General features: G+C 58.4%; 24 protein-coding genes and 1 pseudogene. 8 read left to right on the top strand and 17 right to left on the bottom strand.

Annotated features, from left to right (window positions below; translation table 11 throughout):
- Together MA07_RS00120 and MA07_RS00115 are read right to left on the bottom strand one after the other, a co-directional pair.
- Positions 1-739: IS5 family transposase (locus tag MA07_RS00120; protein WP_036345385.1), on the bottom strand; the 739-nt coding region annotated here is incomplete at its 3' end.
- A gap of 138 nt (positions 740-877) precedes the next feature.
- Positions 878-1612, bottom strand: coding sequence for a PRC-barrel domain-containing protein (locus MA07_RS00115; protein WP_052002616.1), 735 nt, complete (start codon positions 1610-1612; stop codon positions 878-880).
- Between the two features lie 323 nt (positions 1613-1935).
- Here MA07_RS00115 and MA07_RS31100 point away from each other — a divergent pair, with 323 nt between their 5' ends.
- Positions 1936-2157, top strand: coding sequence for a DUF2934 domain-containing protein (locus tag MA07_RS31100; RefSeq protein ID WP_036345371.1), 222 nt, complete (start codon positions 1936-1938; stop codon positions 2155-2157).
- 504 nt (positions 2158-2661) lie between these two features.
- Here the strand turns inward: MA07_RS31100 and MA07_RS28290 are convergent.
- The 11 genes from MA07_RS28290 to MA07_RS29330 form a co-directional block, all read right to left on the bottom strand.
- The gene (locus tag MA07_RS28290) at positions 2662-2910 is read right to left on the bottom strand and encodes a hypothetical protein (protein ID WP_081928671.1); all 249 of its coding nucleotides are present in this window, start codon (positions 2908-2910) and stop codon (positions 2662-2664) included.
- A gap of 335 nt (positions 2911-3245) precedes the next feature.
- On the bottom strand, positions 3246-3518 hold the full coding sequence (locus MA07_RS00100; RefSeq protein WP_036345367.1) for a hypothetical protein: 273 nt from the start codon (positions 3516-3518) through the stop codon (positions 3246-3248).
- A gap of 87 nt (positions 3519-3605) precedes the next feature.
- Positions 3606-3941, bottom strand: a complete 336-nt coding sequence (locus tag MA07_RS00095) for a response regulator (RefSeq protein ID WP_036345365.1) — start codon at positions 3939-3941, stop codon at positions 3606-3608.
- A gap of 80 nt (positions 3942-4021) precedes the next feature.
- Positions 4022-4291, bottom strand: coding sequence for a hypothetical protein (locus MA07_RS00090; RefSeq protein ID WP_052002614.1), 270 nt, complete (start codon positions 4289-4291; stop codon positions 4022-4024).
- Between the two features lie 210 nt (positions 4292-4501).
- A complete protein-coding gene (locus tag MA07_RS00085; protein WP_052002613.1) occupies positions 4502-4765 on the bottom strand; it encodes a cold shock domain-containing protein in 264 nt (87 codons plus the stop codon).
- 942 nt (positions 4766-5707) lie between these two features.
- The gene (locus MA07_RS00075; protein WP_036345361.1) at positions 5708-5947 is read right to left on the bottom strand and encodes a hypothetical protein; all 240 of its coding nucleotides are present in this window, start codon (positions 5945-5947) and stop codon (positions 5708-5710) included.
- Between the two features lie 63 nt (positions 5948-6010).
- The gene (locus tag MA07_RS00070) at positions 6011-6229 is read right to left on the bottom strand and encodes a hypothetical protein (protein WP_036345359.1); all 219 of its coding nucleotides are present in this window, start codon (positions 6227-6229) and stop codon (positions 6011-6013) included.
- A gap of 140 nt (positions 6230-6369) precedes the next feature.
- The gene (locus MA07_RS00065; RefSeq protein WP_036345357.1) at positions 6370-6819 is read right to left on the bottom strand and encodes a hypothetical protein; all 450 of its coding nucleotides are present in this window, start codon (positions 6817-6819) and stop codon (positions 6370-6372) included.
- 31 nt (positions 6820-6850) lie between these two features.
- Positions 6851-7072: a hypothetical protein gene (locus MA07_RS00060; protein WP_036345355.1), complete on the bottom strand. Its 222-nt coding sequence runs from the start codon at positions 7070-7072 to the stop codon at positions 6851-6853.
- A 20-nt stretch (positions 7073-7092) separates the two neighbouring features.
- A complete protein-coding gene (locus MA07_RS00055; RefSeq protein WP_036345353.1) occupies positions 7093-7338 on the bottom strand; it encodes a hypothetical protein in 246 nt (81 codons plus the stop codon).
- Positions 7339-7380: 42 nt separating this feature from the next.
- A complete protein-coding gene (locus tag MA07_RS29330) occupies positions 7381-7800 on the bottom strand; it encodes a hypothetical protein (RefSeq protein WP_152568659.1) in 420 nt (139 codons plus the stop codon).
- Positions 7801-8016: 216 nt separating this feature from the next.
- Here MA07_RS29330 and MA07_RS29325 point away from each other — a divergent pair, with 216 nt between their 5' ends.
- Positions 8017-8241 (top strand): hypothetical protein, encoded by a 225-nt coding sequence (locus MA07_RS29325; protein WP_152568658.1) that lies wholly within the window; start codon positions 8017-8019, stop codon positions 8239-8241.
- Positions 8238-8408, top strand: coding sequence for a hypothetical protein (locus MA07_RS29885; protein ID WP_160195346.1), 171 nt, complete (start codon positions 8238-8240; stop codon positions 8406-8408). The genes MA07_RS29325 and MA07_RS29885 overlap by 4 nt, the downstream gene beginning before the upstream one ends.
- Positions 8409-8456: 48 nt before the next feature.
- On the opposite strand, the gene MA07_RS00045 is transcribed toward MA07_RS29885, so the two are convergent.
- Complete coding sequence (locus MA07_RS00045; protein WP_036345347.1) at positions 8457-8774, bottom strand: DUF1330 domain-containing protein; 318 nt, start codon at positions 8772-8774, stop codon at positions 8457-8459.
- A gap of 97 nt (positions 8775-8871) precedes the next feature.
- Entirely contained in the window at positions 8872-9873 is a 1002-nt protein-coding gene (locus MA07_RS29880; protein ID WP_052002612.1) for an adenylate/guanylate cyclase domain-containing protein, read from the bottom strand.
- Positions 9874-10612: 739 nt separating this feature from the next.
- Between MA07_RS29880 and MA07_RS28280 the strand changes: the two are divergent.
- Both MA07_RS28280 and MA07_RS00030 read left to right on the top strand, forming a co-directional pair.
- Positions 10613-10792 (top strand): annotated as a pseudogene (locus MA07_RS28280) (IS630 family transposase); the annotation flags it as partial.
- Between the two features lie 336 nt (positions 10793-11128).
- Positions 11129-11335, top strand: coding sequence for a hypothetical protein (locus MA07_RS00030; protein ID WP_036345343.1), 207 nt, complete (start codon positions 11129-11131; stop codon positions 11333-11335).
- Between the two features lie 165 nt (positions 11336-11500).
- On the opposite strand, the gene MA07_RS00025 is transcribed toward MA07_RS00030, so the two are convergent.
- Positions 11501-11845, bottom strand: a complete 345-nt coding sequence (locus tag MA07_RS00025) for a hypothetical protein (RefSeq protein WP_036345340.1) — start codon at positions 11843-11845, stop codon at positions 11501-11503.
- A 336-nt stretch (positions 11846-12181) separates the two neighbouring features.
- Between MA07_RS00025 and MA07_RS00020 the strand changes: the two genes are divergently transcribed.
- Both MA07_RS00020 and MA07_RS00015 read left to right on the top strand, forming a co-directional pair.
- Positions 12182-12928 (top strand): Crp/Fnr family transcriptional regulator, encoded by a 747-nt coding sequence (locus MA07_RS00020; protein ID WP_036345373.1) that lies wholly within the window; start codon positions 12182-12184, stop codon positions 12926-12928.
- A complete protein-coding gene (locus MA07_RS00015) occupies positions 12925-13170 on the top strand; it encodes a hypothetical protein (protein ID WP_036345337.1) in 246 nt (81 codons plus the stop codon). Before MA07_RS00020 ends, MA07_RS00015 begins: the two co-directional genes overlap by 4 nt.
- Before the next feature lie 30 nt (positions 13171-13200).
- On the opposite strand, the gene MA07_RS00010 is transcribed toward MA07_RS00015, so the two are convergent.
- Positions 13201-13479, bottom strand: a complete 279-nt coding sequence (locus MA07_RS00010; RefSeq protein ID WP_036345335.1) for a helix-turn-helix domain-containing protein — start codon at positions 13477-13479, stop codon at positions 13201-13203.
- A gap of 58 nt (positions 13480-13537) precedes the next feature.
- Here MA07_RS00010 and MA07_RS00005 point away from each other — a divergent pair, with 58 nt between their 5' ends.
- The gene (locus MA07_RS00005) at positions 13538-14677 is read left to right on the top strand and encodes an IS630 family transposase (protein ID WP_036345333.1); all 1140 of its coding nucleotides are present in this window, start codon (positions 13538-13540) and stop codon (positions 14675-14677) included.
- Positions 14678-14699: the final 22 nt, after the last annotated feature.

Genomic DNA, 14699 nt, shown 5'->3' with positions numbered 1-14699 from the left:
CCTTGGCCAGGCGGCGGCAGCGTCCAAGCCAACCGAAGGTTCGCTCCACAACCCAGCGGCGCTTGAGGACCGCAAAGCCTTTGCCCGCGTCGGAGCGCTTGATGATCTCGATGGTCCAGTGCCCAAGAGCGGCGACGGCGTCGCGCAGCTTGTCTCCCGCATAGCCACCATCGGCAAAGACATGGCGCAGCCAGGGATAGAGGACGCGGATGGATGTCAGCACCTCCATCGCCCCGTCGCGGTCCTGGATGTCGGCGGGATGAGCGCGCAGCCCGACCAGATGGCCTTGCGTGTCGGTGATGATGTGGCGCTTGCGGCCCTTGATCTTCTTGCCGGCATCAAAGCCGCGCGGTCCACCGCTTTCCGTTGTCTTCACCGACTGACTGTCGATCACGCCCGCGGATGGGCTCGCCTCCCGGCCGACCCTCTCGCGCGAGGCGGCCACAAGGGCATGGTTGATCCGCTCGAACGTGCCATCCCGTGACCAGGCATAGAAATAGCTCTGCACAGTGGAGTATGGCGGAAACTCCTTGGGCAACTGGCGCCATTGGCAACCGGTCGCGGCCAGATACAGGATCGCCTCAACCACCGCCCGCAGACATGTGGTGCGGGGACGGCCGATCCGCCGGGCGGCGGGCATGAAGGGCTTGATCAGCGCCCATTCGGCATCGGTGAGATTGCTTGCATAACGCAGTCCGTCTCGCCGATAGTGTCGGCGAGTGGCCTCAGTCCAAACCATCGTGAACTCCATCGAATCTTCGCAAATCCGACGGAATCACAAGGGCTTGAAGCCACTCAACCTTTTTCAGTCAGCCTCTAAGAGGGCCACGAGCACTCGCTCGCCACACCGAACCGTGGGCGCTAGCCTGTGCCTTTGCTATGGGCGGCCCGCAAAGAGTGCATCGTTCCGGGTGCGCCATGCCTCATTCGACAGCCACTTGTAATCCTGGTCGGGCATGTGCGGCACCGTCCTTACCTCCGCCTGAGGCATGGGAAGGAAGAAGCTGTCCCGCTCCTGTGAGACCTTGAGGGAGCGGATCGGCACGACGATGCTGTCCTTGCCAGGGGTGAAGAACCCGCCTGAGGCCACAATCGCGTAATCTCGGCGGTCTTTGGTGCCGAACACGATGTTCCGGACTTCGCCTACGATCTTGTCGTCGGCACTACGCACCTCAGCGCCGATGATCTGGTCCGCCCTCAGGCCTGGGGCAAGCTCTTCAATGTGGATCAGCGGCTTGGCATCCTTGTCAGCACGACGCCCTTGGACAGCGCCGCGTTGGACCTTTGGTTCTCGCGCGCTCATCTGCGCCTCCGCATCCTCCTCGTCGTTGCCGCCTAAGGAGTTCATTGGAGGGCCGGAGAGGAGTTCGCGAATGTTTCCCAGGAGGCGCTCGCAATCGTCATGACGTCCGTAAGACCAGAGGGTGATCGCCGCGTCACGCAAGTTGCGCAGGTCGCGAACCGTCTGGCGATTGGCCTTCCCGCGAAGCTCGGGCTTTTGCAGAATGGCTTCTTCGAGTTTGGCGTCTGCGATCTGGCAGTCGGCCATCGCCTGCGTGACCCCGAGCATGCTGAAGAGAGTAACTGCAAGGAGAATTCGTGCCGGTTTCATCATTGGTCCGATCTGTAGGAAGGGGTACGTTGCCAGCTGAAAACTGCCTTCTGCCGTCAGCCACACGGTCTGGCGTAGCAAGCCGGGTCGCGATGCCAGTGCCAATTATATAGGCGTTCCACGATAGATTCTGTGCCAACGCAAGAAATTGCTCAAGATGTTATTATTATTTAAGGAGCATTATCTATACATCATACATGTTTCCGATGAAGATGTTATCTTAAAGTACTTTCTGTTTATTTTTATTTTGTGCTGTCTGCCCTCAATAAGCCATCGTGCGGGTCGTATTCTTCTCGCGATGTAAACGAAAGAAGGGCAATGATATGGAACAGCATGCCAATGAGATGCAAGATCGGGTAAGACAGCGCGCTTTCGAGCTTTGGGAGCAACACGGCCGGTCTGTAGGGCATGAGGAGGAGTTTTGGCACCAGGCCGAGCGTGAGCTGAGAGGTGAGGCAAGCAGTAGCGACACCAGCAGAGGCGTCAGCGCGAATGCTGCCTCAGCGAGGAGCGGTTCCGGATCGGATGGACCGGGCAAAATGTGAGACCAAGGCTCGCATAGGTTCATGTTGGGCGGATTGGTCCGCAACATTCCTCTGCGCCACCGTTGTGGCTACTCCGCATATCACGCAACTTCTTGCTCATGATTCCGACAGTTCTACGCGTTGAATAGGATCTCTTCAGCAGGTGATGCGTGAGGACACTATCGCCCGCTGACGGATGGTCTTGCAGATGTGCTGCCTTTGACCTGGATTGCGAAGCTTGGCGCTTTCGCGACAGCACTCTTCAATTTATCTCTCTTCGGCTTCTTTGTCGTGTGCTTGCTGCGTCGTTCGTCAGTGCGTGAGTGAGATTATCTCAATCCATGGATTGGCGGGCATGATGCGGGCGCCTGGTCGCTTAAAGGTGAGCACTCTCGACGCGTGCATATTCTAGGATCGCGAGCATGGGCGTTGGTTGCCCTAGTTCGTACGTCATCGCGCATTCAATGCGAAGCCGGATGATCTCACCTCAGCTACGGAGCAGAGTGAAATGTGGTTTACGTTTGATCATGGTTGATCCTCACCCGGATTGCGCCGGCAGACGCCTCGGGTGTGTCTCTCGATCGCCGCCAAAGCAGCATCAAGGGATGCGAAGGGCCCATGCTCGATGCTGGCCATGGTTTCCAGCGCATGGCCTTCTGGGTGGATTGTGAACTGCTTGGCAGAGACTTCCTTGATCTGACCCATCGGACGGCCGAGTAGGTCGGTCAGGTTCCACGCTTTGCCATCAGCTATCGGTGTCACGATGACATCCAAGCTTACCTCCCATCCCAGTGTCGTGGGTAGAGTTGTCTGAGCCGCCGGATTCACTACAAGGCTTGTACATTGAGGAGTGCTCCAGAGAACATCCAGACCCGCAAGTATAGCAGCGAGAGCCCACGACCCCAGCCACTTTCTTCCTGCCGAAAGGCCTCTCCTTAGAGTGGGCTCGCTTTCAATCTTAGAGAATTTGCGCGTAAGCGTAACACGATGCAGGTAGAAAGCATTGCGCCTGTCTGACGATATCCGGCAGCACTCCGCAGCGCGGGACGAGTGCCCTTTATCAAACGTCTGCTTCTTGGGAAAATCAGTCTAGAAGGGTGGGCGTCCGATCAAGCATCATGGGATCTCGAAGCATCCCGTGCCAGTGCGGCCTCGAGAGCTTCCGGCGTGACAGGGATTGCTTGGAAGGACCCTGTCCCACGACGGGATAAGGGGAGAAAGATCACGGTGGCGACACGGCGGTAGGCCAAGAAGGATAAGCCCTCGATGGGCTCCTCGTCCGTCTGGATCGTGTAGCTCCCGGCTGGCTGGGTTTCATCCAGTCCATCCAGCAAGAAGGGCCGCGCAAAGGTGATCGTCCTGGATGTAGTGCGCAAAGTCATGGCCATTCTCCATAGGGCAAGTAGGGGCAGCCTAGATCTCGACTTTCTCGGCGCGCAACTGCTACAACGCGCGAGTTTCGCTGCTGCTCATGTTCCCAAGGCGCTAACCACCTGGGACATCCTGTAGGGCTTCGAGATGATGATCCCGCCAGGCACAGGCTGCATTTGCTCTGCATAGCCTGTCACATACAGGACAGGCAGATCGGGGAAGCGCTCGCGGTAGGCCCTGGCCACTTCCCAGCCATTGGCCTCCGGCATCCGAATGTCGGTCAAGAGGGCATCAACGGCGATGCCAGCGTGCAGGAGCCTAAGAGCTTCTCCGCCGTTGGCTGCTTCAATGGCTTCGTACCCGGCATCTTCCAGTCCCGTCATAGCCATCTCACGGATAAATGGGTCATCTTCGACAACGAGGATTTTCGTCACGTCCGCACTTGCCTGACTCCTCCCTTGTGGAGGCTTGTAGCTCCGAGAGCTCTCAAACGATGTCGCTTGTTGAGAACGGATTAAACCGGGACCTTGATGTCCAGGTCCTCCTCAGGCGTGGTGCCTTGATCTTGGGCTGAGAAGCGGAGCTTGAGCACAGACTGTCCAGCGGCATCGGTGACGTTCATATGCCACTCTTCACCGCTCCAGAACGTGTCGCCTTCATCGCGCAGGATGGCGCCAGCGAGTTGAATGGCTTCGACGCGGGCTTCCTTGAGGCCGGCAAGCTCCGACCCCTCATGGTCGATGATGCTGCGGCCATCGATTACATGGAAGAAATAGTGAGGCATGGGGTGCTCCTTTGCCTACAGGCGGGAGCATATCGAACTCTCAGTCACCGACGCCTGGGTCAACCATGCCAGCAATGTCTGATATATAGTCTAAAATAATCAATAAATCAATGTTAGAATACAGGGCATAACACCGCACCTCCTCTCAGTAGTTTATTGAAATTTATAATATTCACCGCGAAATCGTGTGCAGTTTAATTAGAATTGAATTCAAGTTTTGGGCTTGCGCTGGATCGGCTCGTTCTCCCCGGGCCGAGCGGTGCTGGTGTCAATCTCCAGAACCTCGGCAACCCGCTGCTTGCCACGTTCCTGCTCGATCCGGACCCGCACCTTGGTTCCCCGCGGCAGCCAGACGTAACCCGCCTCCTTGAGTACCGACATATGCAGGAAGGCATCTCCATAGCCGTTGCTCAGCGCCACAAAGCCGAATTGCTTGGTCAGGTCGAGCCAGGCGACCGTCCCTGTTACCGTCATGCATGATCTCCGCAGGTGCCAACGTCAGCATAGCTTGCTCGGTTTCATTGGTCAGCGGACGCTTGCAAGCCCTGGATGCAATCCAGTTCCATAAAGGGCTTACGTATAGTTCTCATGGCGTTTCACGCATGCATGGGGCGGAGCCAAGGCGTTCACGAAAAAAGGGCCGCGCCCGATCTTGTGACCGTGTTCGCGACCCTTTGAACCGTAGTTGCCCCTACGGGAAGGGGCCGTATACCTAGCTCCGAATGGGTATGCAATAAGTGAGAATACTTAATCCTGGATCAGGCTGCGTCAGAATAGCGCCATGAGAACCAATATAAAGCAATGACAGGCGCTGCCGTGTGTGAGCAAGTCGTCTTCACCGGATTTGTTTTATTTGCCCCTACGGATCCGAAAACTTAAAGCGCCCTCATCAAGAGGGCGCTTTTTTCTTGCTCTGGATATTGTGCACTCTCTGGCCGCAGGCGAGCTTCTTAGAACTTCGCAGCAGTGATCCCTGGTCAGCCCAGTAGCTACCCTTCGGGTGCCGAGACGCGGGTGAGTTCTGCTCGGATCACCTGGGCCGTCTTAGACCCGATGCCAACCATCCGTTCGAGCCGGTCCGCCACGGCCCTGAGCTGATCGATAGTTGTGATGCCTTCATCATGCAGGCTATTCCAGGCCGCAAGAGGCAAGCGAAGACCTCTGATAGGACCTTCCCATCGCTCATTGTAGTGGTTTGGCATTCTGGGGTGTTCCTCTTACAGGCGGGAGCAGAAGAATCTTTCAGTCGCCGGCGCTCGAATGGCTTCATACCGGCGACAGGAGGCAACGGCCCAGATTGCGTTTTGTTCGGAACCGTACAAAGTCTCCCGTGGCGAGCCCTTCAAGGACCTGGCCTGTGGCTGTCTCGTCGGTATGGATCCTGTCCGCCGCCAAGCTGGGACGAGTGGACAGTTCTCAGCCGGTAACGTCTGTATCTGGCCGGTCTTTGCCCAGGGAGACTTCTTCGTGCCAAACGCCAGCTTCGTCCTGGAACTCGATATCCTCAGTCGCGCCAGGAAGCATCTGTCCAGCGGCAGCCCGCTCCGCAGCCCCACGTGCTTCATCATGGGTGGCGTAGCGTTCCGAGAACACGTCGCCTACTTTGTAGGCCCATCCGCCCTCGTGCTCCACGATCATGTAATGGACGTTACTCATCGCCATTCTCCCGTTGGGCTCTAGTGAGGTGAACGACATACCCGGAGGGCGGCTGTTGCAGGCTCAGGTCCTGTGACCCTCCGGGCTCCAGGCGAACACCTCTTCACCATTTTCATCAACGACCCGCAGGGCATCCGGCTTTTGCGGCATGTTTAAGGTCTCAAAGAGAGACAGGGCTCTTACTTTTGCGTCATCCAGATTGGAGGTGTCATGTTCAACCCGGCCGAGAGTAGCGTGGGCCTGGTCCTTTTCCCGGATCCGAAAGAACTCGATGATAAACACTGCTGGCACATTACCTTGCTAGAGAGACCAATAGGCCGCGTGCCCGTTGGTGATGACTTGATCTTCCGCCTGAGCTCTACTAGCGACGTAGAGGCTCGGGATGCCAACCAGACAGCCGGAGCATTCCAGGAGCTGGGAGCTCATGGATTTTGTAATTCTACTTCTGGCAGAGCTGCCGCATCAGCATCGTTTCGCGCAAGGATCGCCTGCAAGACCGCCAGAGCGGCCTCATCGGCGGCTGCGGCCGCAAGCTCAAAGACCGCAACGGCGTACTCCTCAGCATCATCGGCACGGGCTTCCAGCAGATGAGCTTGATGGCGTTCTGTCCAAAGGTCTCGGCCTGTCGCAGAGCCAATCTTTTTTCCGCGAGCCATGTCTTGATGCCATGTCTTGATCCTGATATTGGCGGCTTCAACGGTGACTCGGTTGTCGTAGATGCGCTGCTCGACCCGGTCGAGTTGGCTTTCAAGGGCGTCCTGAGACTGGTCGAAGGTCGCCGCGCCATTCGCTTTGAGCGCCTCAAGCCGGCGATCCATGCCGTGCAGCTTAATCCGCAACTCGTCACACAGGCGGCCGATCCGCTCACTCATTTGCGTCTCCCGTAAGATCAAGCTGTGGTGGTCATGGTAAGAGCGAGTTGGTGCCGACTTTCGACGGCCACTCGTCACTGAATTGGCTGACAATGCCTGTGCTGAAGACCTTAGTTCCTGGGCCGGCAGACTGAGCCTCTGTGACCGCAGCGTTGATGGCCGAAACACGGGATCCATATTCCCCGTGGTGTTTGCCGTTCACCCGGATGCGCCAGGCGCCATGATGCCGAACGACGTAAAACTCGGTTGCCATCAGATGATCTCCACTGATTGTCAGTTCAGACTGCGAGGCACGGTCGCCCAATCCGGATGCGATAAAGCCCAGAACTCAACATCTCTGGTCGCCTGCTCGTGGGAGAGGCTGTAGCTCTCCTCGACCTTTTTGATAAGCTCCGACGTGGTTCGGATCTCCATCATCTCCACCATGGTGAGCCAATCCCACCTGGACTGCGCCATCGGCAGTGCGTGAAGCGCCAGTCCGGGACCGTCGCCGGCTTGATAGTGCTGAAGATCAAACATGAAGCGGCTGTTCAAACACATTGAGAACCTCCGCAATCGTCCTCAGATCTCAACCTTGGCCGATAGCGAAAGCCTGAGGTTGAAAGTCCATCTTGATTTCATATGGGGCTGAAGGAGGCTGTTTACAGCCGCTGTTATAAATAAATCCAAATAGATCGGGTTTGTGTATCTAAGTTTTACATGAGGGAGTATGCTGTAGTTCATTGAACTATATGATAGGTAGGAAAGGATCCTGTCATGAGAACGCATCGCTATGCCGTCGGACAGCATGTCAGCTATGCCGCAGACTATTCGCTCAATAAGATCTGGCTCAGCGGATACGAGATTGTTTCCCTGCTTCCCGCCGGCAATCGGGAGCCTCAGTATCAGATCCGGACCGATGGTCAGACCTATGACCAGGTTGTCTGGGAGTCCCAGTTGCAGGCAGGGAATGGGAGCAGGAAGAGGCGCTTGAACAATCATGTGATGCGGACCGCAACAGCCTTAGCATCACCAGACCATCGCGCCCGCCAGAATCACTCTGGTCCGAAACAGGCAAGCCAGCACCAGGATCTCACAAGGTGGGATGATGAGGGTGGTGCGCCCTGCGCAGGCCACCACTTCAGTGAGCCACCTCCATCGCAATCTGAGACGGAAACAGCTCTCTATTATTTCGACATCTGGACGGAGAGCAGCCTCATGGACGACCCCGAAGGCAACAGGTACCCGGACCTTCAGACCGCGTGTAAGGTTGCCATCGCGCTGGCCCGCGACATGATCGCAGAAGGTGATCAGAAGGGCGAGGACCGGCGGGGCTGGCACATTGAGATTACCAACCGGGCCAATCAGCCGGTACGGACGGTGGCGTTCGCGGAGGTACTCGACCCCAGCACGGCTTCGGCTCGGCAAGGGAGCCAACCATGAGCAAGAGTCCTCTTAGTGCTACCCAAAAGCTTGTGAACTCAGTCTGGAAAGCCGTAAGGATGCTGGAAGATCGCCCAGAGCTACCTCCGAAGGTCAAGCTCGATGGCCGGCGCGGCTATGGCGACGGCGACATTCCCTTGCCGGACCAAACGCGCGACCGCAAATGATCTGAGACCCACGTTACCACGAGATGCGAAGTGCCGAGATGCGCGCCGTCACGCTGGTATTGGCTCAGGTGTAAATGGTGAACGCTCCACCAGGAGAACCTGGGCAGTCACGCCGACTGATTGCAACCCATCCAGAACCTTCCGCAACTGATCGGATGCTTGCGCCTTGCGCGTGTCCTCCACAGTCCGGAACTCCAGCATCGTGATCGTATCCGGGCTGGCTCCATCAGACGTGCGATACGCCACAAACGATACCGCACCCGGAATTTGCAGAAGCTGCGCGATCCAATCCCGAACCTGTTGGTTGTAGTCGTTCCAGCGATGCGTGTCGGTTGGACGGTCATACTGAAACATCACGTAGGCCATGAGATACCTCCCCGAACGCTCGTGCCCCCACAACACACAAGAGGGAGCGCTCATAGCAATCAGACTGATGCACTCCTGCCGCCTGCTTGAGCATGGGTCAGCTGAAGCGACGGCTCGCCTTGAGTTCGTTGGCGTTGATCACGCGAGCCAGGAGGTCCTGCAAGGTCTCCCGCTCGCGTTCCGAAAGCGATGCCATGACCTGGTCCCGCACCGCAAGGATGGCCGGGTGAAGTCGCTCGAACAGATCGAGCCCCGCCGGTGTGAGGCTGAGCAGTCGTATCTCGCTGCCGCGTTTGCCCCGTGTCCGGCTGACGAAGCCGCGAAACTCAAGGTGCCGCACCATCCGCTGGGTGCTCGCGAGATCAACGCCAATCCGCTCGGACAATCGCCGCTCGTCGATGTTGGGAGCGTCGTAAAGGGAGGCGAAAATCGCAGGCTCGACCAGCGTCAAGCCCTCCGGCTTCGTGACCTCCAGCAGGGCACGGTTCAGGATCGCGTGAAAGCGCCGCCCCAGGTTGAACTCGCTGCGACGATGCACTGGGGGCAAGACCCGGAACGGCGGATGATCGGGGCTGTGGACGAGATAGGCCCGCACGGGGGTGTCGAGACTTCTAACGGCTTGTGCTCCAAGGTCGTCAAATGTTAGCGGCAATACCCTGACCACGTACGCATGAGCGGCCTCTGACAGGCATACGAACCCGGGTCGTGCCAGCTTCTCCATTCGAGCCGCAATGTTCACCCCATCCCCGAACATGTCGCCGTCTCGAACCATGACTTCTCCGACATGAACCCCAATCCGGAAGGTAACCCGGCGCTCCTCAGGCGTTTCCTCACTCGTCGCGGCAATCCTTTCCTGAATGCCGAGCGCGCATTGCACCGCCTCAATGACGCTTGGGAACTCGGCCAGGATGCTGTCGCCTGCAGTGTTGGCGGTACGCCCTCTGTGGTGGACGATTTGGCGATCCATGATCGCCCGATGAGAGTCGAGCAGGCAGAGGGTTCCAACCTCATCGGCATTCATAAGGCGCACATAGCCTGCCACGTCAGCATAGAAGATCGCTGCGAGACGGCGTTGAATGACGGAGGTGCGTTTGTTCATAATCGAACACCGCCCTTTATGAGCCGGCCCAGACGCGCGGTACCATTAAACCCTTTAGGTTGCCAGGATCCCCGGCTAGTACTGTGTCTCACCTCCAGCAGGCAAGCTGCGCCGTCCCACGTTCAGATCGACGCTTCGATCAGGAGTAGCGGATTGTCAGCATGAAGATGGCGAGAATTCCACCTATCAGGAGGAATGCAATAAGCGCTTGGGAAAGCATTACATCATCCCCAAGATCACGGCTCCGCAGAACAGGAGAGCGAGAGCCGCAACAAAGAGAGCTTGGCTTTCAAAAGAAACGTAGGACCACATTCTCTGAATCATCACCGCCTCCTAAATTCACTTAAGTATACGCGCATGCGAGGCGCAAATATATGATTATTTAAATTATGTGATTATTCTTACTCGTGGAGATTGGGAAAGATTTTTATTGGAACAAATGAGCAAATTAGCTCGAATTTTTCTGCCGACAATTTGCCTCGCCGTCATCCGTGCCTCTGCGTGAACATACTGCATCTAACCGCAGCATCGTGCTGGCGCAGAGGAGTGGGTCAGAACGCAGTAGAAGCACAATGCTGTAGGCGCCTTCGCAGTCGGCCTCTGCACACACCAAACGTGCCTGCGCCGTAGATGAATTTTCGCTATGAAAAGGTATCATGTCACGTCCTGGTGAGAGCGAGTCGTCGCAGTCTCAAAGCGCCTGAGATGTGATTCAACATGGCAAGCGAGGAGGTTTGCCATGTCCATTCCCGTCGCCCTTCGGTCCGATTTCGATGCCGTTCGTCTGCGCCAGCTTGCCCGCCGGAGCAAGGATGCCTCGCAAACCCGCCGCTTGCTGGCCCTGGCGGTGATCTACGAGGGCGGCTTGCGCACCCAAGCGGCCTAGATTGGCGGAGTTAGCCTGCCGACTGTGCGTGACTGAGTCCTGCGCTCCAATGCCCATGGACCCGAGGATGCCAAGCCGCGCACCGGAAAGCGCGAGCTATCCCGTATTCCAGAGTTTCCTTGGTCCGGGCTTATTGATCATGCCGTAGTCCTAAGGCCTCAGAGACATCATGAATACGCTCTGTTTGGGCTTCCCTGAGGAGCCGACTGCGGCGGTTTCCACTTAGATTATGCGGCTGTCTTTGCTTAAGTTAAACATGGCAACGGGTCTTTCGGACTAATCGCTCATTTGTAGGCCAGCTTTAACGTATGTGGTGGCGAAGCTTCTGAGGCGTCCAGAGATTGCGTAGGGCATGACAAGGGTTGCACCATGCCGCGCTACTTCTTCCACACAAGCATCCAAGACCGTTTGATCTGGGACGCAACCGGGTTGGAGCTGCCTGAGATTGCAAGTTCAGAAGATGCGGAGCTGACCCTGGCGCTTTGGTCTGAGGTTTTCAGCAAGCAGTTCCAGAAGGGCCGAAACCTTGTGATCACGGATGCAACGGGCAAGGTGCTGTTCGTCACGGGCGAATGACCCTTTTTCCTTTTCCTGACAGGAGAGCTGCGATGTTGAGGCTACCGATCTGCGGTTTTGCACGGCGCGTTGACGACACGGTGGCTCCGGCCATGGCCATCCTCAACACCCGAGAGGACTATACGGTCAGGCCGGTTTCCCGGCTCGTGCAGCCGGCTCCAAGGTTCAACAGGCCCTCATATTCGCGTGAGCAGTGACAACAATGCGGTTGATCCTCAAGCCTGTTACAGACGTGGTTTTTGCGCCCTTAAAGTCCTTGCGCGTCAGGGTCGACTCAACCCAGGCTCCGGCTCCCTCGGGCGTCTTGAACACGTGTGGAGCAACCCGCACGCCGCATTTGCCGAACCCCGCCTCCAGGTGCCACCAGCCCTTGTGCTGAGGATCATGGTGCGTTCCGTCGAGGCGGACGAACACGGCGGCAAGCTGATTGTCCGCAAGGGCAAGCCTGTCATCCGTGTCATGGCCGCCGATGAGCACGCGCATGGGCTGAAATAAGATGTCGAGGGTCATACCTTCGCCTTCAAGTCGGGGCGGAAGGTCAGTTGCGAAATGGTCAGACACCCAAAGGGGGGAACAAGACAGTCTTTATAGCACCCTTGCCCCGAACGGTCCTTCAACCATGTGTGGCTTGGCCCTTTACCTCGGCTTGGTTAGGCCGCGGCATATAGGTCATCTGAGAATTACGGTCATGTCAGCTTTTCTCGATAAAGTTAATCTCAAAACCAACATAGGTATAAGACAGGCACTCATTTTTGTGACAGTGTTGTTTGACTGTCAGCAACCGATCTCAGGCGCTGATAGCTGAGAGATTTACATGCTCCCGCCTGCAAGGCAGGGAACATGATCTTGGCCACAGCCTTTCACCCCAAATACAATCCCCTCATCCGCAAGCTGGAGAGCATATTCACGCTCTCGGATGAAGAGCGACACGCCCTCCAAGGGCTGCCGATGCAGGTTGTCGCCATCAAGGCCGACCAGGACATCGTGCGCGAGGGTGACGCTCCCTCCCGGTCCTGCCTGATCCTGAGCGGCTTCGCCTGCACCTACAAGGTGACAGTGCAAGGCAAGCGCCAGATCGTGTCCTTCAACCTGCCGGGCGATGTCCCCGACCTCCAGAGCCTGCACCTGAAGGTCATCGACAACAGCATCGCGACCATCAGTCCCTGCAGCGTTGGGTTCATTACCCATGAGGACCTGCGCGCCATCTGCGACCGCTATCCCCGCATCACAGCCGCTTTCTGGCGCGAGACCCTGATCGATGCCGCCATCTTCCGCGAGTGGGTGCTCAATGTTGGACGCCGCGAGGCCTACACGCGCATGGCCCATGTGCTGTGCGAGTTGCTGACGCGCCTGAGGGCCGTTGGCCTCGTGGAGGATCATGCCTGTGACCTGCCGATCACGCAGGGCGAGTTCGCCGACGCGCTCGGTGTCACGACGGTTCACGTCAACCGGGTTATCCAGGCCATGCGGGCTGACGGTCTCATTGAGCTGAGCGGCGACCGGCTGAACATTCCCGATTGGGACAGGTTGAAGGAAGTAGGCGAGTTCGACCCGACCTACCTGCACCTGGAGAGCGATCAGGCTGCCGCATGACCTTCACCCTTCAGCCCATCCGCGTGGCGACAGGCTTCGATGAAGAGGGCATGATGGTCCTCGACGAGAAGCAGCGGCTGGTGGCGGTTCTGGTGCGCCTCTCGGACGAGAACGAGGTGGCGCCGGGGCAATGGTACCTGGAGGCAGGCTTTGGCCAGATCGATGGGATCAACCACCCCGCCTTCTCCAACCTGGACATGGCCCAGGACTGGATCAGCCAGCGTGTCACAAGAGGACGGTAAGCGGCCTCCGCTCGCAGACGCTGCTTCCATCTAGATCCTCGGCCCAGAGGATTTGACGGGTTGGGGATGGCGGAGGAGGGGCAGGCCTTCAGGGGCGACCAACACCTCGATGCTTCGCGCCACTCCGGGCTGACGGCGGATCAAGCCGGCCCGTTCCAAGGTTAGGATCATCTGGTGCACGGACGGCGGCGTGACCTGGAAATGGCGCTGCATGTCGGTCTCAGCCGGGGGGCGGCCATGGACGCGCGTGTAGGCATCGATGAAGGCCAGGTACTGGCCCTGCCGGTCGGTGAAGCTTTTCTCGGACATCCGCCACACGCTCGATTCATCGGCTGATTCAGCTGGGCCTCTCACGCGGGAGGCCGAGATGAACATATGCTACCGGATTGAGCTGAGCGAGGCCGAGCGCACCCAGCTTCAGACGATGCTCAGCGGCGGCAAGCAGGCGGCCCGAAAGCTCAAGCGAGCGCAGATCCTGTTGGCGGCCGATGCCGGGGTGTCAGACGAGACGATTGCCGAGAGCATCGCGGTGGGCGGCTCGACCGTGTACCGGACCAAGCGCCGCTTCGTGGAGGGCAACCTGGAGCGGGCCCTCAGCGAGGAACCCCGTCCCGGCGCCGCCCGCAAGCTCTCAGGCCCGGAGGAGGCGCTGCTGGTGGCCACCGCCTGCGCAAAGCCGCCGGCGGGCCGGGCCCGCTGGACGCTGGAGCTCCTGGCCGGCGAGATCGTACGGCTCACCCAACACAACAGCCTGTCGCGCGAGACAGTGCGCCGGCGTCTGGCTGAAAATGCCCTCAAGCCGTGGCAGCAGAAGATGTGGTGCGTGCCAAAGATTGATGGCGAATACGTCGCCCGCATGGAGGATGTGCTTGATCTCTACGCCGCGCCGTCCGATCCGCAGCACCCGGTGGTGTGCTTCGATGAAAGCCCCGTCCAACTCATTGGTGAGACGCGCCCGCCGCTCCCGGCCGCACCGGGGCAGATTGAGTGCATCGACTACGAGTACCGCCGCTGTGGCACGGTGAACCTGTTCGTGATGGTGGATGCGCACCGGCCCTGGCGCCGGGTCAAGGTTAGTGAGCAGCGCACGGCATGCGACTTCGCCCGGTGCATGCGCGAGCTTGTGGATGTCGACTTTCCGCAGGCCGAGCGGATCCGGGTCGTGATGGACAACTTGTCGACGCACACGCCCGGCGCGCTCTACGAGGCTTTCCCGGCCGCGGAAGCGCATCGCCTCCTGGGGCGGCTGGAGTACCACTTTACTCCCAAGCACGCGAGTTGGTTGAACATGGTCGAAATCGAGATCGGGGTGCTCAAGGGCCAGTGCCTGGACCGGCGGATCGCCACGCGCGAGGGGCTCGAGCGGGAAATCGCTGCCTGGGAGCGCGAGCGCAACGCCGCCGGGGTCCGGGTCAGGTGGATGTTCACCACCGAAAACGCCCGGGTCAAAATGGGCCGCGCCTATCCCAAAACCGCCTCGCCCGAGCCACTCGCCAAAGGGTCATAATCACTGCGTAGAGGATCTAGTT

The organism is Microvirga sp. BSC39, assembly GCF_000739015.1.
In the GTDB taxonomy this organism is placed as follows: domain Bacteria; phylum Pseudomonadota; class Alphaproteobacteria; order Rhizobiales; family Beijerinckiaceae; genus Microvirga.
The sequence above is the reverse complement of the archived record's forward strand: the minus strand, read 5'-3'. Positions and strand labels throughout refer to the sequence as shown.

Bases quoted from the DNA above. Each gene is read 5' to 3' on its own strand.
- MA07_RS00085 (WP_052002613.1), bottom strand. From the start codon at position 4,765: ATGACGGTAACAGGGACGGTCGCCTGGCTCGACCTGACCAAGCAATTC.
- MA07_RS00065 (WP_036345357.1), bottom strand. From the start codon at position 6,819: ATGAGTGAGCGGATCGGCCGCCTGTGTGACGAGTTGCGGATTAAGCTG.
- MA07_RS00055 (WP_036345353.1), bottom strand. From the start codon at position 7,338: ATGTTTGATCTTCAGCACTATCAAGCCGGCGACGGTCCCGGACTGGCG.
- MA07_RS00025 (WP_036345340.1), bottom strand. From the start codon at position 11,845: ATGACCCTCGACATCTTATTTCAGCCCATGCGCGTGCTCATCGGCGGC.
- MA07_RS00010 (WP_036345335.1), bottom strand. From the start codon at position 13,479: ATGTCCGAGAAAAGCTTCACCGACCGGCAGGGCCAGTACCTGGCCTTC.
- MA07_RS29880 (WP_052002612.1), bottom strand. From the start codon at position 9,873: ATGAACAAACGCACCTCCGTCATTCAACGCCGTCTCGCAGCGATCTTC.
- MA07_RS00090 (WP_052002614.1), bottom strand. From the start codon at position 4,291: ATGCCTCACTATTTCTTCCATGTAATCGATGGCCGCAGCATCATCGAC.
- MA07_RS00015 (WP_036345337.1), top strand. From the start codon at position 12,925: ATGACCTTCACCCTTCAGCCCATCCGCGTGGCGACAGGCTTCGATGAA.
- MA07_RS31100 (WP_036345371.1), top strand. From the start codon at position 1,936: ATGGAACAGCATGCCAATGAGATGCAAGATCGGGTAAGACAGCGCGCT.
- MA07_RS00115 (WP_052002616.1), bottom strand. From the start codon at position 1,612: ATGAAACCGGCACGAATTCTCCTTGCAGTTACTCTCTTCAGCATGCTC.
- MA07_RS00060 (WP_036345355.1), bottom strand. From the start codon at position 7,072: ATGGCAACCGAGTTTTACGTCGTTCGGCATCATGGCGCCTGGCGCATC.
- MA07_RS29325 (WP_152568658.1), top strand. From the start codon at position 8,017: ATGGACGACCCCGAAGGCAACAGGTACCCGGACCTTCAGACCGCGTGT.
- MA07_RS00075 (WP_036345361.1), bottom strand. From the start codon at position 5,947: ATGAGTAACGTCCATTACATGATCGTGGAGCACGAGGGCGGATGGGCC.
- MA07_RS00030 (WP_036345343.1), top strand. From the start codon at position 11,129: ATGCCGCGCTACTTCTTCCACACAAGCATCCAAGACCGTTTGATCTGG.
- MA07_RS00100 (WP_036345367.1), bottom strand. From the start codon at position 3,518: ATGACTTTGCGCACTACATCCAGGACGATCACCTTTGCGCGGCCCTTC.
- MA07_RS29330 (WP_152568659.1), bottom strand. From the start codon at position 7,800: ATGATTGTTCAAGCGCCTCTTCCTGCTCCCATTCCCTGCCTGCAACTG.
- MA07_RS00045 (WP_036345347.1), bottom strand. From the start codon at position 8,774: ATGGCCTACGTGATGTTTCAGTATGACCGTCCAACCGACACGCATCGC.
- MA07_RS29885 (WP_160195346.1), top strand. From the start codon at position 8,238: ATGAGCAAGAGTCCTCTTAGTGCTACCCAAAAGCTTGTGAACTCAGTC.
- MA07_RS00005 (WP_036345333.1), top strand. From the start codon at position 13,538: ATGAACATATGCTACCGGATTGAGCTGAGCGAGGCCGAGCGCACCCAG.